This is a genomic window from Alteromonas hispanica (genome assembly GCF_010500915.1).
In the GTDB taxonomy this organism is placed as follows: Bacteria; Pseudomonadota; Gammaproteobacteria; order Enterobacterales; family Alteromonadaceae; genus Alteromonas; species Alteromonas hispanica.
Genome location: NZ_JAAAWP010000001.1, coordinates 248,592 through 274,205, shown reverse-complemented (window position 1 = coordinate 274,205; position 25,614 = coordinate 248,592). Strand labels below are relative to the sequence as shown.

Genomic DNA, 25,614 nt, shown 5'->3' with positions numbered 1-25,614 from the left:
TCTAACGCAACGCTGATATTTTTTAATATTAGCCAAACTAATCAAGTCGCTTTGGCGACTTTTGTCTTACTAAAAATCGGATAGAAACACCATGAATTTGCATGAATACCAAGGTAAGCAGCTATTCAAAGAATACGGCTTGCCTGTTTCTGAAGGATACGCAGCAGACACTCCTCAAAGTGCTGTAGAAGCCGCCGACCGCATTGGCGGAGAAGAGTGGGTAGTAAAATGTCAGGTACACGCGGGCGGCCGCGGTAAAGCTGGCGGTGTGAAGCTAGTCAAAACAAAAGACGAGATTCGCGCGTTTGCTGAAAACTGGCTTGGCAAAAATTTGGTGACTTTCCAGACTGACGAAAACGGTCAGCCTGTCAGCAAAATCCTAGTTGAATCTTGCACAGATATCGCAAACGAACTTTACCTTGGTGCAGTAGTTGACCGTACAACCCGTCGCGTTGTATTCATGGCTTCTACTGAAGGTGGCGTTGAGATTGAAACTGTTGCAGAAGAAACACCTGAAAAGATCCTTAAAGCTGAAATTGACCCTATTGTAGGTCCTCAGCCTTACCAAGCGCGCGAAATGGCGTTTAAACTTGGTCTTAGCGGTGTGCAAATCAAACAGTTTACTAAGATCTTCCTAGGTCTTGCTAAAATGTTTGAAGACTTAGATATCGCGCTCATTGAAATCAACCCGCTTGTTATCAAAGACGACGGTGACCTTCACTGCCTAGACGCAAAACTTGCGATCGACGGTAACGCGCTTTATCGCCAGCCTAAAGTAAAAGGCATGCAGGATCCTTCACAGGAAGATTCACGCGAAGCACATGCTGCTCAGTGGGAACTTAACTATGTTGCACTAGACGGTAATGTAGGTTGTATGGTTAACGGTGCTGGCCTTGCAATGGGTACTATGGACATCGTAAACCTACACGGCGGCAAGCCAGCTAACTTCCTAGATGTTGGTGGCGGCGCGACGAAAGAGCGTGTAGCTGAAGCATTCAAAATCATCCTTTCTGATGACAATGTTAAAGCGGTATTGGTAAACATCTTCGGTGGTATCGTACGCTGTGACATGATTGCTGAAGGTATTATCGGTGCGGTTAAAGAAGTTGGCGTAGAAGTACCAGTAGTTGTACGTCTTGAAGGTACCAATGCAGAGCTTGGCCGTGAAGTTCTAGCGAACTCTGGTCTTGATATCATTGCTGCTGAATCGCTAACTGATGCAGCACAGAAAGTTGTTGCTGCAGCGGAGGGCAAATAATGTCTGTATTAATTAACAAAGATACTAAAGTAATTTGTCAGGGTTTCACTGGCGGTCAGGGTACATTCCACTCTGAGCAAGCAATTGCTTACGGTACGCAAATGGTTGGTGGTGTAACACCAGGCAAAGGCGGTACTGAGCATTTAGGTCTTCCAGTATTCAATACTGTACGTGAAGCAGTAGAAGCAACTGGTGCAACTGCAACAGTTATCTACGTACCAGCGCCTTTCTGTAAAGATTCAATTGTTGAAGCTGCAGATGCGGGTATCGAGCTAATTGTATGTATCACTGAAGGTATCCCAACGCTAGACATGCTTTACGTTAAAGAATACGTTGAAGCAAAAGGCGTTCGCATGATTGGTCCTAACTGCCCAGGTGTTATCACTCCTGGAGAGTGTAAAATTGGTATCATGCCTGGTCATATTCACAAGCCTGGTAAAGTAGGTATTGTTTCTCGCTCTGGTACATTAACGTACGAAGCGGTTAAGCAAACTACTGATGAAGGTTTCGGCCAGTCTACCTGTGTTGGTATTGGTGGTGATCCTATTCCTGGTTCTAACTTCATCGACATTCTTGCAATGTTCCAAGATGACCCACAAACAGAAGCTATCGTTATGATCGGTGAGATCGGCGGTACTGCGGAAGAAGAAGCGGCCGCGTTCATCAAAGAGAACGTAACTAAGCCAGTTGTTTCTTACATTGCGGGTGTTACAGCCCCTCCAGGCAAGCGTATGGGTCACGCTGGTGCAATCATCGCAGGCGGTAAAGGTACTGCTGATGAGAAATTCAAAGCACTAGAAGACGCAGGCGTTAAAACTGTGCGTTCACTTGCCGAAATCGGTAAAGCACTTCGTGAAACTACAGGTTGGTAAGCTAACGCTTATTAATACGTTTGAAAGCCCGCGTTACGCGGGCTTTTTTTTGCTTGTTTAAAGGCTCCTGTCAAAAAGAAAGTCGTTTTGTTTATGATTTTATTAACAAGTCGATTATTCCTCATGAAACAAATTTACAACAAATTCCTCTTTAGGTCGCTAAAATCATTGATTCTGGTGTTAAATTACAAGTTTGTTGTCTGTGAGCTATGTTAACGCTTTGTTTAAAAAGTTAATTGAATACGTATGCAGACAATTGTGCAATAAGTCGCACCGCTATAGCATTACGCTCAAGTAATCTATTGTCATTTCTTTGTCACAATAACAAATAAATAGGCAAAATTTGTAACCTTACGGGACACACGTTTTATGAAACACTTTAAACCTAACCTAATAAAGACAGCGCTTATTGCTGGCGGCGTTGCTTTTGGAAGTAGCCCTGCACTAGCACAGCAGTCAGATACTGACACGGTTGATGAGGCCGCCGTTGAAGTCATTGAAGTAAGCGGCATTCGCGGAAGTTTACAACGTGCTCAAGCAATAAAAATGGATAACACATCTATTGTTGAAGCACTTTCAGCGGAAGATATTGGTAAGTTGCCAGATACCTCTATTGCTGAATCACTGGCTCGTCTTCCAGGTTTAGCCGGTGAGCGAAGAAACGGCAGAACCAGCGGTCTTTCTGTTCGTGGTTTTAACGAAAACTACGTAGGCACAACGCTCAACGGTCGCGAACTATTAGGTATGGGTGATAACCGTGGGGTTGAGTTCGACTTATACCCAACTGAAATTGTCTCTAATATCCTCGTTTATAAAACACCTGAAGCCGGTTTAATGACCCAAGGCATAGGTGGTACTATTGATATAAGAACGGTGAGTCCTCTTACTGCAAAAGAAACATTTGCCATTAACGGCAGCTACGAAATGAATGGCGAAGATTCTGGAAATCCAGATTTCGATAACAATGGCCACAGAATTTCATTCAACTACGTAGACAAATTTGCAGACGACAAGCTAGGTGTTGCATTAGTTGTTGCAGATATGGAGTCTCCACGTCAGGAAAAATATTTCCGAGGTTGGGGCTATGCCAATGTAAACACAACGCCTGAAGGGACTTTCGACGATAACGGAAATCCACTGTGGAATCCACGCAGATTTGATGGCCAAGACACCGTAGATGTTCCAGATGGCACTGTTGTTCTTGGTGGTCACGACTCTTACACTCGTTCGGCCATGCTTGAGCGTACCTCGGTTGCCAGTGTTATTGAGTACGCGCCTACGGACGACTTAAAAATCCAATTCGACGCTCTATATATCGACTTTGAAGAAAACGATGTAAGACGTGGTGTTGAAGAAGGTGGCGCAGAGTGGGGCACAAGCGAATATACCATTACCGGCGTAGAAGATGGCTTGGTTACATCAGGATATTTTGATGGTTTCTTTTCAGTTATCCGCAACGATTCAAGACAGCAACAGGCCGAGCTAACCACTTTTGGTTTAAATGTTGAATACATTCTTAACGACAACTGGACGGCAACACTTGATGTGTCAACTGGTGAAGTGGATAAGACTATAACCGATATTGAGAGTTATTCTGGTGTAGGCCGTGCGGGTGTTGCAGGTCGGGCTATGACACCTCGTTCATGGACTATGACATCAACAGGCGCGGTATATAGTGATCATCCAACTCTGGACAGTGTTGATCTAACCGACCCATCTATGATCCAACTTGCAGGTCCACAGGCGTGGGGTGGTTCATTAGCGCCAGTAGAACAGTTCCAGGGTGTAGAGGGTTTTGGTCCTGATACAGCTCAAGATGGCTTCGTTAATGAGCCAGTGTTTGACGAAACGCTAGACGCAGTAAGACTTGATATTGAAGGTTTTGTTGATTGGGGCATGTTCTCGAAGTTTAGCGCAGGTGTTAACTATCAAGAGCGCGAAAAATCAAAAGACAACAATGGTGCATTCTTAACGTCTCCACTGTGGCCTAGCTCTGAGTCAATTCCAAATCCACTTGGTGTAGCAGATCTTAGTCACATTGGTATTGAAGGTGTAGTTGCGTATGACAGTCTTGCACTTTATCGCAGTGGCTACTATATCGAGACAGAAGCAGAGTTGTTTGAAAATGGTCGTATAGGCGATACATACACAATCTCTGAAGACCTTCTAACTATGTTTGCCAAGCTTACTATCGATACAGAACTTCGTGGTGTTTATATCACAGGTAATCTAGGGGTTCAGGTGGTAGACGTGGAACAGCGCGGTACTGGTTTTAATACCACAACTGGTCCTACTGGCTTTACCAGTGTAACGCCTGTGTCTGATGGATCTTCTTATCACGATATATTGCCTACGTTGAACTTGAGTTTTGAATTTGCAGATAACCAGTTCATTCGTACTGCAATGGGCAAAGTTATGAGCCGTCCTCGTATGGATGATATGCGTCCAAATAATACGGTAAATTTCGTATTTAACGACCAGCAAATAATTTCTCAAGACGTGGGTAACGGCCCTTGGTCTGCAAGTTCTGGTAACGCGCGCTTAAGACCATTAGAAGCGAATCAATTTGATATTGCTTATGAGAATTACTTTGCTGATTCTGGTTATGTTGCAGTGAGCTTCTTCTATAAAGATCTTACAAACTGGCACGTTGGCGGGCAGACAATTGGTGACTTTAGTGACTCATACATTGAAGGTTTCCACCAAACGTCTGGACAAACCGACATCAACAACGATGATGTGTTAGATGAAAACGACATTGTTCCACCAGCAATCTTTAACGGCGTTGTAAGCTTCCGTGAAGACGGACTGGAAGGGTTTGTACGTGGTTGGGAAGTTCAAGGGAGTATTCCGTTTGACTTGTTCCACGAATCTCTTGAAGGTTTTGGTATGTTTGCAAGCGCAACTTTCTTAGACGGTGAGTTAGATAACGGCGATGCGGTACCAGGGCTATCAGATGAAACTTATTCACTTACAGCGTTTTATGAGAATAATGGCTTTGAGTTCCGCGTTTCTGGTACCAAGCGCGACGCGTTTAGCACCGAAACTCGAGCGGTTAGCCTTTCGCTTGCTCAAATTCAGGATGCAGGCGTTGAACAATGGGACGCACAGATTGGCTACGACTTCAGTGAATCTGGCATAGAATCATTACATGGATTACGTGTAACGCTTCAAGGTCAGAACTTAACAGACGAGCCTACGGTTCGCACAAACCCAGGTGACTCTCGTCAAATTACCGAGTTTCAGCAGTTTGGTCGCAACTTCTTGTTAGGTGTTAACTACACGTTTTAATGCTGACTTTGCACATTAGTCACGTTGGATTATTTTAAAATACACCAACGCGGCTAGAGCAAAAAACTGCAGAAAACAGTTAAATAAGAATGGGCCCCAATTAGTCGCACTGGTTGGGGTCTTTTAGTTTAAACTTTATTTTTCTATGGCCAACTCTGTGTAACAGTGTCTATATAAAAGCAAAGCTAAATTTTGGTGATATCAAAGCAATGACAAATAATACGGTGACGAATGTTGTAGTAGTGGGTGGCGGCACCGCTGGTTGGATTTCAGCTGCGGTAATTAAGCGCCTTCTTGGAAGCCAGGTGAACGTAAACTTGGTTGAGTCGGAAGACATCGGGACTGTTGGTGTTGGAGAGGCCACTATTCCGCCCATCGCATTATTAAACAATATGCTAGGGTTGGATGAAAAAGAATTTTTACGAGAAACCAACGCCACCATGAAATTAGCCATTCGTTTTGAGAATTGGAAGACTCAGGGCGATAGCTATTATCACACTTTCGGTGCGCCGGGAAAAAGCTATGCATTTTGTCATTTCCACCATTACTTCAAGCGGGCACAACAACTTGGATTGAAAGATTCAATTTGGGAATATGACCTTAATTATCTGGCCTGCGAGGCCGGCAAATTTGCGCATATAAAAACCCCAGACCCTGTTATTGAAATGCCGTATGCTTATCACTTCGATGCCTCTTTGTATGCCCGCTTTTTGCGAAAAAAATGCGAGGCAATGGGAGTTGTGCGCACTGAAGGCGTTATCGAGCGGGTAGAGCAACACCCTGAAAACGGCTTTATTAAAGGGGTTTGTCTAAAGAATGGGCAAATGATTAACGGCGATCTCTTTATTGACTGTTCCGGTTTTAAAGGATTGTTAACCCAGCAAACACTCAATACGGGGTACGAGGACTGGTCGCACTGGTTGCCCTGCGACAGGGCTGTAGCTATGCCTTCTGAACGTTTTGAGAAAACGGTTCCATTTACTCGCTCTATCGCACACAGTGCGGGTTGGCAATGGCGCATTCCTCTTCAACATCGCAATGGCAATGGCTTGGTTTATAGCAGTAACTATTACAGTGACGACGAAGCTTTGGGTATTCTTTCTGCCAATCTTGAAACTAAACCTCTCGCCGATCCTAATTTCATCAGGTTCAAAACTGGTCGCAGACGTAAACAATGGAACAAGAATGTTATTGCCGTAGGATTGGCAAGTGGCTTTCTCGAACCACTTGAATCCACAAGTATCCACCTTATTCAATCTGCGATAGTACGGTTAATACACTTGTTTCCGCACCATGGCGTTAAACAAAAGCAAGTTGATGAATATAACGAGCAATCAAGAATTGAATATGAACAAATTCGAGATTTTATTATTTTGCACTATCACGTAAACGAGCGTACTGATAGTCAGTTTTGGCGAGATGTTCGAGAAATGGATGTGCCAGATAGTCTTACTCACAAAATTGAGTTATTTAGGGATTCTGGCAATTTGTTCCGAGAGCAAAATGATTTGTTTTTAGAAAGTTCATGGTTACAAGTGCTTATGGGGCAGGGTGTCTCGCCTAACGATTATCATCCCCTTGCCAATGGTATTTCAGAGCAGAAACTAATGGACTTGATGAAAAACATAAAACGCATAAAACATGAGCCTGTCAGTAAAATTGCTAGCCATGATGAGTTTTTAAAACAATTTTGTGCGCAGCAGTAGAGGTACTGCTAGCGGATACCTCTTCAAGTTGTAGACAACAAACATAAAGAAAAGGACTTCTCGAACTGCAATTGCAATTTGTACCTGGATATTTATGCATTCGTTTTGTCGAGTGCAAATTTCACGTATTCTAATAAACACCTCTTTAACTTTCCCTCCTGCAGCACAAGATCGCATCTTTTTTGTGGTTTTTATATGTCACTTTCGCGCTTTTCTTTTTATTTCTATCTCTAACCATTTGTGTTTTAAATTTGTTTTCAGTTTGTGTTTTTTATGTAAATGAATACGTATGCATAGCATTGCTCTCTTTTTGAACAAAACAGTAATATCTATTACTGGAATAAAAGAGACAAGATTAGGTGTGGCAGTCCTAACTTGTCGACAATAATCAGAAATGGGACACCAATGAAAACATTCAAACCCAGTACAATAATGGCTGCTCTAATAAGTAGTGGAGTGGCATTTATGTCGCTTCCATCTTATGCACAGGACGTAGCTGAAAACACACAAGATAGAAAAACGGACAAAGTCGACATTCCCCCAGAAGAAGTTGAGCGCATTGAAGTGCGGGGTTTTAGTACCAGTCTAATTCAATCGCTAAATCAAAAACGCTTCTCAGATACTGTATCTGAACAGATATCAGCTGATGATCTTGGCGGCCTACCTGATGTTTCAATGGCCGATGCACTTACTCGTCTTCCTGGTATTTCGGCGGTTCGTACAGGTGGTCAAGCAGCGCAGATAAACATTCGCGGCCTTTCGGGCGATTTTGTATTTTCAACCTTAAATGGCCGTGAGCAGGTTTCTACAAGCGGTAGCCGGGCCATTGAATTTGATCAGTACCCTTCGGAGTTAATCAGTGAAGCTGCGGTGTATAAATCACCGAAAGCCTCTCTTATCGAAGGTGGTATTGCGGGTACCGTTGAATTGAAAACTGCGTCCCCCCTTAAAATGCAGGAGCAACATAAATTCAGCGCCAATATGCGAGGAATGTATAACGATAGAGCATCAGAGATTTCCGACGCAGAAGAGTTCGGTCATCGTCTTAGCTTTTCCTATCAAGGCAAATTTTTAGATGACACCGTAGGTGTATCGCTGGGGTATGCGCGCTTATTTCAACCGAGTGTTTCAACCCAGTTTATTGGGCTTGCATACAACGGATTGGTGGATGTAGACGGCATTGAAGGTGACACTGATGGGCCTGACTCGTGTGTGGAATGTGAATACATTTCCGAAGGGTTTGAAATGCAGCACAAAGGGGGTGAAGAGACTCGCGATGGTTATGTGGCTGCCATTGAATGGGCACCAATCGACACCTTTACGCTAAAAGCCGATGCCTTTATTTCAAAGTTTGACTCTGAAGCGTTTGCAAGAGGCTTCCGAGTGAAACTTGGCGGTATCAACGCAGGGATCACTAACCCTACCATTGTGAATAACAGCGTGATTGGCGGCACGTTTTCACGCACAGACAATAGCTTTACTCGCATAGAACTCGTCAACGACGACAATCAAGATTTCGATAGCGTTGCAAACTTTGGTGTGAATGCCAATTGGGAAATTAGTGCCGACCTAGCGGTTCAGTTCGACATCTCTCGTTCTACCGCTGAAAGCGACTTTAGAAACGGTTTATTGTGGTCTTTAGTGGGAGAAGACGCCAATGCAGCCAATCCGGTTTTCGATGAGAACGTGCAAATATCATATTTGCTGAATGGATTAGACTTACCTGACTTAGGTTTTAATCAAATGAATGCGTTCACCGACACCGACCGCGTGATGGTAAGCAAGTATGGTATTTACCCTTTTGAAAATAAAGACGAATTAGATGCCTACAGAATTGATTTTCAATATTTTATAGATTCACCCGTTATATCCGGCTTGGAATTTGGTTACCGCTATTCAGACAGAGAATATAACAACGATCGCTCTGTGTTTGAGTATGGAAACGACAGCGCATTCTCAGTAAGCCAACCGCCGCTAAAACTAACCTCAGATATGGTGGAACAGGTAGACTGGAGCGGAGACTTTGGCTATTTCCCAAGTTATCTGTCGGTAGACTTGGACAGCGCACTTAACGCGTGGTTTCCAGATGGCAGGCCTGTACCGGTTCAAACTTGGGGTCCTGGTGCTGCAGGTGTAATAAATGGCCCAGGCACGGGGCCGGCAACTGCTTGGACGTTACAAGAGAGCGGTGATGTTTTTGAAACCGTGAATTCAGCCTACTTAATGGCGACGATAAATACGGAAATTGGGCGTCTTCCAGTAACCGGTAATGTGGGTGTGCGTTACGTAAAAAGTAAACAACGCTCAACCACGCTTCAGCGTGCCACTCAACTTATTACCGACCTAGAAACCGGTGCAACTGAAGAAGTTAGCGACCCAACTGCGGGCGCGCAAAACATTACTGATGATGTAGGTCTTATTAATAACTTTTACCGCCCTGCGCTATTGAGCCATGAATACAGTGATGTGTTGCCGTCAATCAACTTAAACTTTCAGCTTAACGACGATATGCAGTTACGTGTTGCTGCTGCAAAGGTAATGGGGAGGGCACCAATTAATCGTTTTGCCGCCAATGCCTCAACAAACGTAGAGGTAGTTACTGCGTTTCAAGACCGAGATTCTGGGGAAATAACCCTATCTACCCCGACAGCTCGGGTAAATGGCAACGCACGTAATAGTCCGTATTTAGAGCCATTTTATGCCACTCAATACGATGTGTCATGGGAGTACTATTTTAGCGAAACAGAAGGTGCACTAGTTATAGCTGGCTTCTACAAGGATATTGAATCGTTTGTCGAAGACATAGAAATAGACCCATACGACTTTGAAGCGAATGGCATTGTTACGCCAGACTCTGTACAAGTGCCGGTGTATTTAACGCCAGAGTTTACAGGCCAGGAATCAGAATTAGCAGTAGACGCTAATGGCGACCCTTTGTTTGTAACTGTGCCAACAGAAAACGGAAGCTACAGTACAGCAGTTAACAACGCTGAAGGTGGTTACATTAGAGGCATTGAAATTGCCTATACGCAAATTTACAGCATGTTACCTGGCTTTTGGTCTGGCCTAGGCATTAGCGCGAGCTATTCATATACAGAAAGCGAGATTCAGAGAACACTTGGCGATGGCATTTACGCAACGAGTTTGCCTGGTCTGTCTGAAAATGTGGCCACACTAACCGCATTTTGGGAATACGAGGGATTTGAAACCCGTCTTTCCACACGCTTTAGGGATTCGTTTGTTTCTCAACAAGTTGCGGTCAACGATCAGGTCGTAAACTTCGATTCTGAGCTCGTTGTTGATTATCAAGCATCTTACGAATTGAATGAGAATTGGAGCGTATTATTTCAGGTGAACAACCTTACCGATGAGCCCACTCGCAGCTACTTCTCGTCACAAGAGCAAACCGGCACTATCCAATTCTTTGGCACACAATACTTCTTAGGGATGACATACCGATTATGAGAGCTCTAGTCCTAAGCCGCGTTATCACTGTGATAAATGCCAAAAATATAAGAACAAATCAGGAGAACACTATGTTTACTAGCTTAAGAGTATGGCGGTTAGCTGTGCTGATAGTAGGCGCCCTTATAATAGCAGGATGTGGGGGGGCAGATGTAGAGTCTGGCACCAACGAATTATTAACCTGTGAGGTGCCTAACGTACCCGATGAAACAGGAACTGAGTGCGTAGCGCCTCCACCTATCGCATGTGAAGCGCCAACCGTACCTAACGAAACCAATGACGCTTGTGTTGTAGGCGCTGATCCATCTCTGCCAATGCCAGTGTTTACCCCTGGTGATAACCAAGCTGTATTGTATTACAACCGTGCGGCGGTTGATGCCGATAACTCCAGCAGCGATCCAGCTTACGAAGGCTGGCGCTTGCATACATGGAATAATGATACCTGTGATGCGTATGCCGATGCAGATACAGACTGGGCTAATGGGCGTGTGCATAATGGAGTCGACCCTAATTACGGGGCCTATTGGATCTTAGATTTAAAAGACAACTATGGTGATTGTCATAACTTTATTATTCACAAAGGCACTGATGACGCAGGGAAAGAAATGGGCGGTGGTGATTTTCAAGCTTCACTTGTTCAAGACGATGAGACTTTCACGCGTATGAACTTTACCTTGTCTGGCGAGCCCACCCTTTTTGAATTCCCAATTATGTCGCTAGGACCCCAGCCAGTCGATATCGAAGGTTTTGGTGCTCACTGGCTCGATAGTAATACTATTTTATGGGATGTGCCTGAAGCGGTAGCCACTGTTAAATTACATTATTCCGACACTGCTAGTTTAGAAAGCACTTTGGAAAATGGCATTAACGGCACAGCGGTAGAACTAATGGCTACGTCGTTAACTGAAGAACAAGTAGCGCAGGCTCCTCACCTTGGCGATATGACTGCGTGGGAAGGTACTTGGACCCTCGATGATGCAAAGACCGTATTAACAACGCAAACCGCGCTGGGTGGGTACGATGTCGATGGTAACTTAGTGGCAGCAACGGGAATTCAACTCGCAAACGCCATCGATGCTATTTACACTCGCGGTGAAAACGACGCTGATGAGGCCGAACTGGGCGGTATCTATCAAGAAAATGGTATTACCGCCGCTGTCTGGGCACCCACAGCATCCAACGTTGATCTGTTAATTTATAACGACAATAAAAGTCTGTCTGAACGTCTAGAGATGAGCCTTGATCCAACCTCTGGAGTTTGGCGCTACAATGGCGATATGTCTTTAGACAGACGATTATATCGTTATGAAATTACCGTGTTTCATCCGGTCACAGGTAATATTGAAACGCTTTTAGTAACAGACCCATACTCTGTTTCACTCACTACTAATGGCCGATTTTCCCGCTTTGTAAATCTATCCGACGAAGACCTTAAACCAGAAGGGTGGGATTCACACAACATTCCAACTATTGAAAATGTAGAAGATGCTGTGATTTACGAAGGTCATATACGTGATTTTAGTGTGTTAGATATGTCTACTTCTGAGGAAAATCGCGGTAAATACCTTGCCTTTACTGAAGAGGGAACAGCGCCAGTAGCGCATCTTCAAAAACTGGTTGATGCAGGGCTAAACTACTTTCATATTTTACCTGCCAACGACATTGCAACTATCGATGAAGATCCGACAAATACGATAGATTTATATGACACCGTAGGTGAACTATGTCGCTTAAACGATGATGCTGCAGTTTGCGATGAAGAAAGTGAAAATACGCTACTCATTGATGTTTATAACAGTTACGACCCACTTGCTGAAGCTGCAAAAGCGCAGCAGCTTACTAATGATCTTCGCGGTGTAGATACATTCAACTGGGGATATGATCCGCATCACTTTAACGCGCCAGAAGGAAGCTATGCATCGAGTGCAGAAGGGGTAGAACGCATTATTGAAATGCGGGCAATGGTTCAGGCACTTCATGAAATGGGGCTGCGCGTGGCGCTAGATGTTGTTTACAATCATACTAATGCATCGGGTGTATTTTCAAAGTCTGTGTTGGATAAGACTGTTCCTGGTTATTATCACCGTTATGAAGTGGATACGGGCGCTATCGTTCGTGAGACTTGTTGTGATGATACTGAGCCACGCAACGTAATGATGGAAAAGTTCATGGAAGATTCTTTACTTCTTTGGACTGAGCATTACAAATACGATGCTTTCCGTTTTGACATTATGAGTCAGGCAACAAAAGACACCATGGTGCGCTTACGCGAGGCTGTGCAAGCAATCGATGACGATAATTATTTTTACGGTGAAGGTTGGACAAAAATAGACCGCGGTTATGAGCAAGCCAATCAGTTAAATATGGCGGGTACTGAAATTGGTACTTATAACGACCGTATACGCGAAGCAATTCGACAAGGTAACATCTTTTCACCACAGTCAGACTCTCTGCTAAGCGATCAAGACCGCGTGAAGATGAGTATGGCGGGCACGCTTAAAGATTACATACTCGAAACCTCTGCAGGTAGCGCAGGGGCCACCAGTAACTTAGGCGGCTATGCTGATGATCCGGCTGATATCATTAACTATGTATCAAAACACGATAATGAAACGCTTTGGGATCAGCTTAATTACACGCTTCCGCAAGACATTAGTTTACAAGAGCGAGTAAGAGCGCAAAATGTGGCTATGGGTATTACACTGGTTTCTCAGGGTATTCCATTTTTACAAATGGGCGGGGATATGCTGCGCTCTAAATCAATGGATAGAAACACTTACGACTCGGGTGATTGGTTTAATTATGTAGACTTTACCTATTCAACTAACAATTGGAATGTAGGCCTTCCGCTTGCACAAGACAATGAAGCGCGATGGGAAGAAATGGGCGAGTTTATCTACGACCCTGAGCGCGCAGCCTCAAGTGCTGACATTATGTTCGCTTCCGACGTGTTTGCTGAGTTATTGTCAATTCGAATGTCTAGCCCTCTCTTTAGGTTAACGACTGCTGAAGACATAATAGATCGCGTGGGTTTTCACAATATTGGAAGCCGCCAGCAAAAGGGTCTTATCGCCATGAGTATAGATGACGGCGTGCCGCAAGACCCCGAGCAAAACCGCAATGATATAGACATGCTTAACGATGCCATTATGGTGCTTGTTAACACTGGCTATGAAGAAAAAGCGATAACGGTAAACACAGCAACAGGTTTTGTTCTTCATGCCACTCACGCGAGCTCCGTTGATAGTCAGGTGCGAGCCGCCACTTTTGCAGAGAGCGAAGATGGAAATGGTACGTTCACCGTTCCTGCGCTCACAATCGCTGTTTTCGTGAAACCACAGTCGGGGTCACAAGGATATGGGTTATCAGCATTTGCAACATCAGGTGCCCCAGACGTTGTACCTTATGGTGACACGGTCGCCTATTTACGCGGTGATATGAATGGATGGTCATTAGACAATGCATTTACTTACCAAGGAGACGGCGTATACACAGTTGCGGTACCGCTTGAGGGTGGAACAACTTACGGGTTCAAGTTTGCTTCTGAAGATTGGGCTACCGTTAACTTTGGTGCGCTTGACGGTGATGACAGTAATGTTGTTGAAAACGAGGAAAAGGTTTTAGGACGAACAAACACCAATCTCATGTTTACGCCATCAATTGACGCAACTTATTTATTTATTATCGATGCGTCTGATAGCGAAGCACCGGCCTTGTTAATTGAAAACGAAGAGCCCTATGTTGGCACATCAGTGTACTTGCGTGGTGCAATGAACGACTGGGGCACAGAAGAAGAGTTTAACTACCAAGGTGGGAGGGTTTACACATTTGCGCGCAATATGGAACCTGGAACCTACGAATTTAAAGTGGCTTCTGAAGATTGGAGTACAGTTAATTTAGGTGCACTTAGCAGCGCTGATAGTGACAGAAATCTGTTTGTTGGAGGGTCTCTAGCGCTGGCACCAACTAATGACAATCTCATACTTACTATTGATAACCCAGATCGCTATGTATTCGTGTTTGATGTATCTGATAAAGACGCTCCTACTATTGGCGTGTATAAAGAGGCGTTTTGGGGTGAAACTAACGTTTATGTCAGAGGCGGTATGAATGGTTGGGGGGCTGAAGATGTATTTTCTTATCTCGGAAACGGTGAATACGTGGCCGATGTAGAATTAAGTGCTGGCTCGGTTGAATTTAAAGTTGCATCAGAGGATTGGTCAACAGTGAACTTGGGTAACCCGAATGAATCAGCTACTAATGTGGTGGATATCGATAGGCCAAAAGTTCTTGGTAGTAGTAACAACAATCTAATGATGGATGTTCCTCAGTCAGGTCTATACCAATTTAGAGTGTCCGGGCCAAATGGCGCAGCGCCAACGTTAACGGTCACCTTAAAGTAATATCAAAGAAAAACATCGCAAACAATAAAACCGCAATATTTTTATATTGCGGTTTTTTTGCAAAAAGCGGTATGGAGATATCGTGCATATCTAGCTTTTTACTGGGCCTGTAAGAATATTGTGAGCAAATGGCGCAATACTTGTATCCCTCTAGAAGTAATAGCCATTACAAAAGGTTTTGGGTTGAGAAGGAGTTAACCATGCAACAAAAGTCGTTGAAAAAAGCACTAGTGGTAGAAGGTGGCGCTATGCGCGGCGTATTCGCTGCGGGCGTGCTAGACAAGTTTATGGAAAAGGGCTATTTCGACTTTGACTTTGCTATTGGTGTCTCAGCTGGAGCTACCAACCTCTCTACTTATGTCACCAATATGCAAGGGTTAAGTAAGCAGATTATTTTGAATTACGCGACTAAGCGAGAATTTTTTAGCCCCTTGCGGTTTGTAAAAGGTGGGCACATGACCGATGTCCATTGGCTGTGGCATCATTCCAAACAATCCCTTGGTATACCTTCACCAGAGGCGGGAAATTACATGCCTCTTTATGTTGGCGTGACAAACGTAGACTCTGGAGAATGTGAATACTTTAAGGCAATCAAAACCAATGTTGATGATTTAATGGTTGCATCATGTGCATTGCCAACAGCATTCAGGGAACAACCTCGCATCGGCAATCATCGCTACGTCGACGGCGGTGTTGCAGACGCCATTCCGGTAAAACAAGCCTATGACATGGGGGCACGTGAGATAACCGTTATTCTTTCTCAACCACCAGGCTTCACTAAACCTGCAGTAAAGTCGGCATGGTTACTCGAAAAAATGTATCGTGATCAACCTGAATTGCTTAAAAGCTTACTCAACCGACCTAAAATTTATAATGATACATTGCAATTTATCACTAATCCGCCTAAAGACTGTGTGGTGCATGTAATAGCGCCAGATGTTGGCTTTTGTGTAAGACGCCTCACCATGGACAAGAAAAAGCTTCTACGCGGTTATGCACAGGGTAGGCGCATGGGCCGGCGATTTGTGCAGACCATTACTCAGCGTTTAGCGGGTTAATTACTGTGCTATAACTCACCTGTGAAACGTCATTTTTATCTTTCATGCCAATCCGTATCTGATTTGATACAGCAGCGCGTTTCTTGCTCTATTCCAATCCTCATTCCACTACATACTTAATTAAAGCAAGAGTAAACAGTGCATTGCGCTGTATCTTTTCGCAGACATGCCAACCTTCAAGGGTCTATCGTATCCTTACTTTCTATCTATCGAGCTAATCGAACTGTAATCAAAAGCATCTTCGCCATCTTGGACTTTTCACTTAACGTGTTGATTAATATTGCTATAGTATATTCGTGTAAGTTTTACATATTAAGCCGTGCATATTTTTCACAGGTGGTTCAGTTCTTGCTGAATGAGAAAGATGCACGCACTTTTGAAAAAAATTTTTGTTAGCGGTAATCCATGTCAGTTCTATCTCAAACGTGTAAAAAAAGCTGATACAAAAAGAATAAAAAATTTATACCTTAGGCTAAATCTTAACGCCGTCATCTGGCAGGGCATCTTAAACCGTGGCAGTATCAGCGCTCACTAAAAAGTGTAAATAAAAATTAACGTATGCAACTAAAAAAACAAAAAACGTCACTTGGTCTAATTAACCCGAAAAATCCAGTGAATGTCGCGTCTATCTTAAGAGCGGCGGGATGCTACGGCGTTGCCTCGGTTTTTTATACCGGACAAAGATATAGGTTAGCCAAAGAGTTCAATGCAGACACTAAAGCATTTCACAAAATAATACCCACAATTGGCGTTGAGAGTCTTAAAGACGCAGTGCCAAAAGGTGCAGAAGTCGTTTGTGTGGAGTTAGTAGAAGGCGCGGTTCCTTTACCGCATTTCGAACACCCTGAAAATGCGTTTTATATTCTTGGTCCAGAAGATGGCAGTGTGCCGCAGGATGTGTTGGCGTGGTGTGACCATGTTGTCTATATACCAACTTTTTCCTGCATGAATTTGGCCGCAACAGCAAATGTACTTTTATATGACAGGTTATCAAAATCAGACTTTATTAGCGGGGATGCGCTAATTCGCAGCAGCAGAGATACGAACAATACAACAAAAATCTAACTGTTTAGAAAGGCCGGGAAGCTAACTGAATACAAAAAGTGTGGGAGAGTTTTGCGTTGAAGATTAAAACAAAAAAAGCAATGCGAGCACTAAAAAGCTCAGTAACGGAAAAAATGAAAAGAATTCCTTCGTTTTTACCTCGCGTATTGTCAAAAGAAACTTCTCTTGATGAGGAGATAGTGCGGTTTTTCTTCAGCCGTTATCAACTTGTTGTAGCTAATGATGATGATGAAAAAGAGGTCTCTTTTAAAACTCGCCATAAAGTTTATTGTGAAGAAATGAAGTTTGAGCAAACCACAGCTTCTTCACTAGAAATAGACCAGTATGATGACAGAGCGATTAACTGTTACATCAAGCACCTTCCCACAGGAGAATGTGCTGGCACTATCAGGCTTGTTTTGCCAAAGGAAGAAGACGGTTCGCTACCATTAGAAGAAAAGTTCTCTGATGCATTTAACAGTTCTTCATTGTTACCATCAAGTTTAACTAGCGAAGGAGTATGTGAAATATCACGTCTTGCGGTACCACGAGAGTTTCGCGTGCGACAGTTCAAATCCAAAGTCTTCCCAAGAAAAAAACTGAATAAAATAAAGCAATCCAAAAACTTGGACTTTAACTTAGAACACTTTCCCTATTTATCCATTGCACTTTATCTGATGGCCACAAGTGTTTGTCTTCATTTAAATATGTCTCATGCCTACGTACTCATGGAGCCAAAGCTGGCGAGGCGAATGAAAGCATTTGGCATTCATTTTAATGAAGTTGGTGAAGCAATAAGTTTTAAAGGTAAGCGAGTGCCTTATCGTTTATCGTCAACAGATTTTCAAAATGATCTATCCAAGACGTTACAGCGATTTCAGCGCGAAGTGCATGATACTATGCAGCCGAGTCTGCAAAAGATGTCATTGGGTATGAGCATGCTAGATAATAAAGTGGATTACGCAAACATTGACTGCAGTTCCGCCGTGTTTCAACGTGTTGGCGATAGTAAGGTATCGAGAGCGGCTTAAAAAAACCTACTCTTCGGATTTTTACGCTTTGAATACGTATGCATGTTTTTTAACAATACGTTAACGCGTATCCTATCGGCATTCACTGACAACTAAAGATGCACGAATGCCGACTATCACACCTTCATCTACTAAATCTTTCGCAATTGCTGTTATGCTAACGAGTATTTTCGCGTGTTCAGATACGAATGTTATTAGCAACAAAAATATCAGCAACAAAAATGCCAATAAACAGGGCGATAATCAAATCTCAATCCACACTAATGAACATGAAACGAGTGACTCATTAAACCAAGGCAAGCCGGTGGTTTATCAGCTTTTTACTCGTCTATACGGTAACAAAAATACCGCCAATGTGCCTTGGGGGACCATTGATGAAAATGGTGTTGGAAAGTTTAATGATATAACAGTTACGGCCCTTGCCAGTATAAAAGCGCTGGGTACAAGTCATGTGTGGTATACCGGTGTTCCTCATCATGCAGTGATTAACGACTATACCGAGTTTGGGATTTCCAATGATGATCCAGATGTTGTAAAAGGCCGCGCAGGTTCACCTTACGCTGTTAAAGATTATTACAACGTTAATCCCGACCTTGCCGAAGATCCAAACCAGCGTTTAGAGGAATTCGAAGCCCTTATTTCCCGAACGCATGAAGCGGGAATGAAAGTTATTATTGATATCGTTCCTAACCATGTGGCTAGGCGCTATGAGTCATTGTCGATGCCAGAAGGCCATAGTAACTTTGGAGAGAACGACGATACAACAGTCACTTATGCACGTGATAATAATTTTTATTATGTTGTAGATGAACCGTTTCAAGTCCCAACTTCACCAGATTATAAACCGCTAGGCGGAGAGCAACACGCTCTATTAGACGGGAAGTTCGAGGAATTTCCTGCTAAATGGACCGGTAACGGAGCGCGGGCACCTAAGCCTGATATAAACGATTGGTATGAAACGGTTAAAATTAACTATGGTGTAAAACCCGACGGTAGCTACGACTTTCCAACACTTCCAGCTGAATATGCAAATTTGTCATACCAACAGCACGCCGCGTTTTGGGCAGATAAATCGCTTCCTAATTCTTGGTACAAATTTCGAGACATTGCGCACTATTGGTTAGATAAAGGTGTTGACGGGTTTCGTTATGATATGGCCGAGATGGTTCCCGTAGAATTTTGGTCGTTTTTGAATAGTAGTATAAAGCAGAAGCGACCAGACGCATTTTTATTGGCAGAGGTATATCAGCCCAGCAAATATCGCGACTATTTACATTCAGGAAAGATGGACTATCTATACGATAAGGTAGGTTTTTACGATACGTTAAAAGCCATCATGCAGGGAAGGGGAAAGGTGAGCGATCTCGTTTCTGTCCATGACGATGTTGCTGATATTGCATCGCATATGCTGCATTTTTTAGAAAACCACGATGAACAGCGCATAGCAAGCCCAGACTTTACGGGAGACGCTGAAAAAGGAAAACCTGCACTAGCCGTAAGTGCACTAATTAGTAGCGCTCCAACCTTACTTTATTTTGGGCAGGATGTTGGCGAAGACGGCAGCGAAGAGACCGGTTTTGGTGATCCAACGCGCACAACAATTTTTGACTATGCTGGTGTACCAGCACATCAGCGTTTTATGAATAACGGCAAATTTGATGCGGGGCAATCAACAGAAGAAGAAAAAGTGCTGCACAGCTTTTACAAAGATGTCATGAACATTGCCGCAACACACAGTGCTATCAATGGTCGCTATAAAAGTCTACATGCCCTGAACCTGAGCGAAAAAGACTCTGCCTACTCTGAACAGCAGTTTGCATTCGTGCGAGAGGAGAACGATCAGGGTTTCATTGTGATTGCTAACTTTAGCGATAACGCTTCAGGCCCTATTTCACTTATAGTGCCTGCCTCGGCAATAAAAGCGTCAGGCAACAACCTTTCGCTTAAACCTTTACTCTCCCACAAGGGGATAACCCTTGAGCAGGAGGGTGCTAACTACCGTGCCATTATGACCTTAGATGCCCTTGAAACTAAGGTGTTTGCTTTTTAAGCAGCACCTTTCTTTGCACCGGTCCAGTGCAGGCATTTGACGTTGAAGGCTATGACTGTCGTACCTATTTTTCACTTATCCTACTTGTTGCGTGTATCACTTGTTTTGCCACTTATTTTATCTACCCCTTCGTGAATACGTATGCAGAGCGTTGGTATGAATAAGTGTACAAGGTAGTATCTCGATATGATTCTGTACTTAACGTATTATTAACATTGGTGTTCATGTGTTTAATTTTAACAGCGTAAGCCATGCTTTCCTTCTAAATCGCTATCGCGCATTGCCGTTGCTTCTCACTTCGGTTGTATTATTGGTAGCAGCGCCGGTTAACGCATTACAACAAAGTGAACTTGAAGTGTATCCCCCTAACTGGTGGGCGGGCATGCAACATCCTGAAGTGGAGTTGATGATTTACGGTGAAGGTGTAGCTGATGACACCGTTTCTATTGATAAAGGCAAAGCAACAATTAGTCGAGTTAACGCATTAGATAGTGAAAACTATCTTTTTGTAACGCTCGATATTTCGGGGGCTCGAGCGCAAGATTTTACGCTTACGTTGACCGACAATGATGGGAGCTATCGAAGGCTTCATTACTCGCTTGATAAACGCAAAGAAGGCTCTGCGTCGAGAAAAGGCTTCGGGCCAAAAGACGCTATCTACCTGATTGCACCTGACCGCTTTGCAAATGGCAATACCGCAAATGATAACGTTGACGGTTATCAAGATAAGGTAGACCGCCAATTAAAAGGTGGCCGTCATGGCGGCGATATCCAAGGTATTATGGACAACCTTGATTACATTAAAAGCATGGGCTTCACGCAGATTTGGACAATGCCTTTGCTTGAAAATGCGATGGATAAGTACAGCTACCACGGCTATTCAACCACAGATTACTACAACATTGACCCGCGCTTTGGCTCTAATGACGCCTTTATAGAGTTCAGTGAACAAGCAAAATCCGAAGGGGTTGGCGTTATCATGGATATGGTGCTTAATCACATCGGTAGTAATCATAAGTGGATGGAAGATACGCCATCAAAGGATTGGATCAATAATGAAGGAAAATTCGTCGGCACCACCCACAAACGAGAGTCTCTGCACGACCCTCATGCCATAGAAAGCGATATCAAAAGGTTTAGCGATGGGTGGTTTGTGCCTACCATGCCAGATTTAAATCAACGTAATCCACACTTGGCCAATTATTTAGTTCAAAATGCTATTTGGTGGGTAGAGACTGCAGGTTTAAGCGGTATTCGTGTAGATACATACTCTTATCCAGATAAAGTATTTCTAAGTGAATGGACAAATCGCTTAATGGACGAATACCCTAACTTTAATATCGTGGGTGAAGAATGGTCTGTAAACCCTGCAATCACGGCCTATTGGCAAGCGGGTAGTCAGCGCCACGATGACTATGATAGCGCGCTTCCATCAGTGATGGATTTTCCATTGCAGGCTGCCGTTGTTAAAGCATTAAACAGTGATGAAAGTTGGAACTCTGGTTTTATTAGTGTTTATGAAACCCTGGCTACCGACTTTTTATATGGCGACCCGAACAACCTGGTTATCTTTCCCGATAATCATGATATGAGCAGAATCTATACGCAACTTGGACACGATAAAGCCAAGTGGAATATGGCGATGACTTTATTGCTTACAACCCGAGGGATCCCACAAGTTTTTTACGGAACGGAAATTCTAATGGGTAACGAAGGCAGTGATGACCACGGCATTATACGCTCTGATTTCCCAGGCGGGTGGCATTCAGATAGTGATAAAAACGCCTTTACGGGTAAAGGGCTCAATAGCGATGAACGTTGGGCTCAGCAGCGCATTAAAGCCTTATTACAGCTGCGTCAAACATACCCGCAACTATTTCAAGGTAAGTTAAAACACTACGCGCCCGTTGACGGTGTTTACACCTATTTCCGCACCGCTGATAGCACGGATAAGAATTCCGAAAAAATCATGGTGGCTCTCAGTAAAGAATCTGTAGAGTTATCTTTAACATCTTTCACAGAGATGCTGAAAGAAGGACAAACCTTAACTCGAGTGAGTGACGGTAAAACATTTGAAGCAACAGACACGATTAGCTTACCGGCTATGTCTGCAAGCGTATTCATTGTGAAATGATCGTATTCAATTAATTTAAAAACAATAAATAGAGCAAACTATGCAAGTAACTCAACCTCGCCTTTCTTTTTGGCAAATTTGGAATGTCAGCTTCGGCTTCCTTGGTGTTCAATTTGGTTTTGCCCTGCAAAACGCAAATGTAAGTAGAATTCTTTCAGACCTGGGCGCTGATCTTCACTCCCTTTCTCTCTTCTGGCTAGTGGCACCTATTATGGGCCTTATAGTGCAACCTATTGTTGGTTCTGCATCAGATAGAACGTGGAATCGTCTAGGGAGACGCCGCCCATTTATTCTAGCAGGCGCTATTGCAGCAGTATTGGGGATGATTCTGTTACCTAACGCCCCGTTATTCGTGGCGTTTCTCGCACCCATGTTGATGGGGGCGTTGATGGTGGCACTGATGGATGCGTCGTTTAATGTATGCTTTCAGCCGTTTAGATCGCTAGTCTCCGACATGGTACCGCCCTCGCAACGCAACGTAGTGTATTCTATTCAGTCTTTGCTAATTAATATTGGTGCAGTAATTGGGTCTATTCTTCCTTTTGTTCTCACCAACGTGGTTGGGCTAGAAAATACAGCGCAAATGGGGCAGGTTGCTCCCTCAGTAATGTGGGCATTCTACATTGGTGCGACTGTATTATTAGGCACGGTAATTTGGACGGTAATAAGAACCAAAGAATACTCGCCAGAGCAATATAATCAGTATAAAGGCTTAGCGGTAGGGCAAACTCGTATTCAAGAGAAAAAAGCGCCTTTGAGCCAGCGCCTGGCGGAATTCTTCAAGCTAGTGGCCACTATGCCTAAAACTATGAAACAACTTGCAGTGGTGCAATTCTTTTCATGGTTTGCTTTATTTATTATGTGGGTATACACCACACCAGCTATTACTCAACACATCTGGAATGTAGACAAACAGTGGTTTGATCCAGCATATATTGCGGCCGCACCTATGGTGCCCGAAGCTATCGTAATGGCCAAAGGTGCCGCAGGCGATTGGGTGGGTATTTTATTTGCTGCCTACTCTGTATTTGCCGCTATTTTTTCAATTTTCCTTGCCAAACTCGCTGATAAATTCGGACGTAAAACCATCTATGCAGGCGCTCTTGCATTAGGTGGATTAAGTTACATCAGCTTTTTATTTTTCCAAGACTTAACCATGGTAAACGTAAATTTATTGATCACAGAAGTTACCGTGCCTCTCGGTGCAGTTAAGCTATTGATTCCTATGGTAGGTGTCGGTATTGCCTGGGCGGCTATTCTTGCCATGCCATATGCCATGTTAGCAGGTGCGTTACCTGCAGATAAAACAGGGGTTTATATGGGCATTTTCAACTTTACCGTAGCGGCTCCTCAAATTGTTTCAGGGTTAACAGCAGGTTGGATATTAAGTAGCGTATTCGACAACGATGCCAAATACATTATTGTGGTAGCAGGTATTTCAATGATGATAGGCGCGTTATCGGTATTTTTTGTCAAAGAAGCTGATACCAGTGATATTGCGCAAGAAGAGGGAGTTATTACCGATGGCGTTTAAACCAAATATTTTTGCTCTTACATTAACTGCACTATTTGTTACTGGGTGTTCTAACAATAGCATGGTGAACAGTGATGTTGTTACGACTCATGCCGGTGCGCATTCAAAGAGCATTAACACTTTCAGCAGCGACGAAAGCTCTTTCATTGCGGGCACAACAACACCATTTGCGAGCGAGGCCGTATATTTCGTTGTTACTGATCGTTTTGTCGATGGTGACAAAACAAATAATTATGAAAATCAGGGCGGTGAGCACCCCACGTGGCAACTTCCCCTCGAAGGCCCTGATGGTAAAAAAGCCTATGTTGGTTATATGGGCGGCGATTTAAAGGGCATAGTCAAAAACGCGGAGTATATTGCCAATATGGGCTTCACTGCGGTTTGGATGACACCTGTTCACGATAATCCGGATTATGCATTTAATGGTGATGAGCAAATAACTTACGGCGGTGCGTTTAAAGACGGAGGAAAAACCGGTTATCACGGTTATTGGGCGTCCAACTTCTATAAACCAGACGAACACTTGGTAAGCGATGACCTGAGCGTAAAAGAGTATACATCTCAAATGCGTAAGCTGGGTTTGAAGTCAGTGTTCGATATCGTTGCAAATCATGGCTCGCCAAGTTTTACCATGGACGAGGATTTGCCGGGTTATGGTGAACTTTATGACAAAGACGGAAGGCTTGTGGCCGATCATCAAAACCTTAATCCAGAGCAGCTTGACCCAGAAAACAACCCTTTGCACAGTTTTTTCCATGACTACCCAGACTTGGTTAAATTATCTAATTTAGATGATGAAAACCCAGCGGTAAGAGACTATTTAATAAATAGTTACCTTTACTGGATTTCCCAAGGCGCAGATGCGTTTCGCATAGATACAATAAGACACGTACCGCATGCATTTTGGCGTGAAGCATCAGATAGGATCCGCAGCGAGCGCCCAGACTTTTTTATGTTTGGGGAGAGTTTTGATTACTCCGCGAGTAATATTGCCCAGCATACTCTGGACAAAAATGGTGCTATCAGCGTTCTCGATTTCCCGATGCAAAAAGCCATGCTATCGGTGTTTGAAAACCCACTCGACAGTGATTTTTCAGAAATGGAAGAGGTATTACATCTCACCCATGGCCCTTACAAAAATGTTTATGACTTAACTACGTTTTATGATAATCACGATATGGCTCGTATGAATGCCACTGATGAAGGGTTCATCAATGCCCACAATTGGCTATTTACCGTGCGAGGTATTCCTGTGGTTTACATGGGATCTGAGATAGGGTTTATGAGAGGCACTGCAGAACATGCCGGTAATCGAAACTATTTCGGCCAGAAGCGAATAGAAGCAGCAAAGGCGCACCCAATCAAACAAGCATTAACCACTATTGCTAATGTGCGTAAGCAAACCCCTGCATTGCAGCGAGGTTTGCAAGTGAACGTTTCGCTTTCTGGTCACCAAGCATCATTCTATCGAGTTCTTAACACCGATGAGGTTCAACAAACTGCACTCGTTTTGCTTAACAAAGGCAATAGACCCAGCGTGTTCAATGTTAAAAAGTTTATGCAAGAAGGCGATTGGCATGAGCAAATAAGCGGTGAGCGTAAACGCGTAGAAAAAGGTGAGTCTTTATCGACAACTGTTGAGCCTAATGGCGTTCAAGTATGGGTGTTAGACGAGATGATTACGCAGCCTGAACTGTTAAAAGCAGCCTCATTCCAAATGTCGAGGCAGTAAGTTTTACTCTCAGTAATCTTGTCTTTAAGAATTTAT

The 25,614-nt window shown here is 43.6% G+C and carries 13 protein-coding genes; all 13 read left to right on the top strand.

All coding sequences use genetic code 11. The features are described from left to right. The first annotated feature begins 91 nt into the window (after positions 1-91). The 13 genes from sucC to GTW09_RS01095 all read left to right on the top strand — a co-directional run bounded on the left by sucC (position 92) and on the right by GTW09_RS01095 (position 25,578). Complete coding sequence (gene sucC, locus GTW09_RS01155; RefSeq protein ID WP_071979753.1) at positions 92-1,258, top strand: ADP-forming succinate--CoA ligase subunit beta; 1,167 nt, start codon at positions 92-94, stop codon at positions 1,256-1,258. After that, positions 1,258-2,130, top strand: coding sequence for a succinate--CoA ligase subunit alpha (gene sucD / locus GTW09_RS01150; RefSeq protein ID WP_071979752.1), 873 nt, complete (start codon positions 1,258-1,260; stop codon positions 2,128-2,130). Before sucC ends, sucD begins: the two co-directional genes overlap by 1 nt. Positions 2,131-2,499: 369 nt before the next feature. Continuing rightward, positions 2,500-5,421 (top strand): TonB-dependent receptor, encoded by a 2,922-nt coding sequence (locus tag GTW09_RS01145; protein WP_163109345.1) that lies wholly within the window; start codon positions 2,500-2,502, stop codon positions 5,419-5,421. A 209-nt stretch (positions 5,422-5,630) separates the two neighbouring features. Beyond that, a complete protein-coding gene (locus tag GTW09_RS01140; RefSeq protein ID WP_163109343.1) occupies positions 5,631-7,127 on the top strand; it encodes a tryptophan halogenase family protein in 1,497 nt (498 codons plus the stop codon). A gap of 405 nt (positions 7,128-7,532) precedes the next feature. Beyond that, positions 7,533-10,592, top strand: a complete 3,060-nt coding sequence (locus tag GTW09_RS01135; RefSeq protein WP_163109341.1) for a TonB-dependent receptor — start codon at positions 7,533-7,535, stop codon at positions 10,590-10,592. A gap of 71 nt (positions 10,593-10,663) precedes the next feature. Continuing rightward, positions 10,664-14,995 carry an alpha-1,6-glucosidase domain-containing protein gene (locus GTW09_RS01130; RefSeq protein WP_163109339.1) on the top strand — a complete coding sequence of 1,444 codons (4,332 nt, stop codon included), beginning with the start codon at positions 10,664-10,666 and terminating at the stop codon, positions 14,993-14,995. A 215-nt stretch (positions 14,996-15,210) separates the two neighbouring features. After that, positions 15,211-16,053 carry a patatin-like phospholipase family protein gene (locus GTW09_RS01125; protein ID WP_163109935.1) on the top strand — a complete coding sequence of 281 codons (843 nt, stop codon included), beginning with the start codon at positions 15,211-15,213 and terminating at the stop codon, positions 16,051-16,053. A gap of 558 nt (positions 16,054-16,611) precedes the next feature. Beyond that, positions 16,612-17,118 carry an RNA methyltransferase gene (locus GTW09_RS01120; protein ID WP_071979747.1) on the top strand — a complete coding sequence of 169 codons (507 nt, stop codon included), beginning with the start codon at positions 16,612-16,614 and terminating at the stop codon, positions 17,116-17,118. A gap of 113 nt (positions 17,119-17,231) precedes the next feature. Then, complete coding sequence (locus tag GTW09_RS01115) at positions 17,232-18,128, top strand: PEP-CTERM/exosortase system-associated acyltransferase (RefSeq protein WP_239059236.1); 897 nt, start codon at positions 17,232-17,234, stop codon at positions 18,126-18,128. Positions 18,129-18,234: 106 nt separating this feature from the next. Beyond that, the gene (locus GTW09_RS01110; protein WP_239059235.1) at positions 18,235-20,178 is read left to right on the top strand and encodes an alpha-amylase family protein; all 1,944 of its coding nucleotides are present in this window, start codon (positions 18,235-18,237) and stop codon (positions 20,176-20,178) included. 226 nt (positions 20,179-20,404) lie between these two features. Next, a complete protein-coding gene (locus GTW09_RS01105) occupies positions 20,405-22,312 on the top strand; it encodes an alpha-amylase family glycosyl hydrolase (RefSeq protein ID WP_163109337.1) in 1,908 nt (635 codons plus the stop codon). Positions 22,313-22,352: 40 nt separating this feature from the next. After that, positions 22,353-23,846, top strand: coding sequence for an MFS transporter (locus GTW09_RS01100; RefSeq protein ID WP_163109335.1), 1,494 nt, complete (start codon positions 22,353-22,355; stop codon positions 23,844-23,846). Further along, positions 23,836-25,578 (top strand): alpha-amylase family glycosyl hydrolase, encoded by a 1,743-nt coding sequence (locus GTW09_RS01095; RefSeq protein ID WP_163109332.1) that lies wholly within the window; start codon positions 23,836-23,838, stop codon positions 25,576-25,578. The genes GTW09_RS01100 and GTW09_RS01095 overlap by 11 nt, the downstream gene beginning before the upstream one ends. Positions 25,579-25,614: the final 36 nt, after the last annotated feature.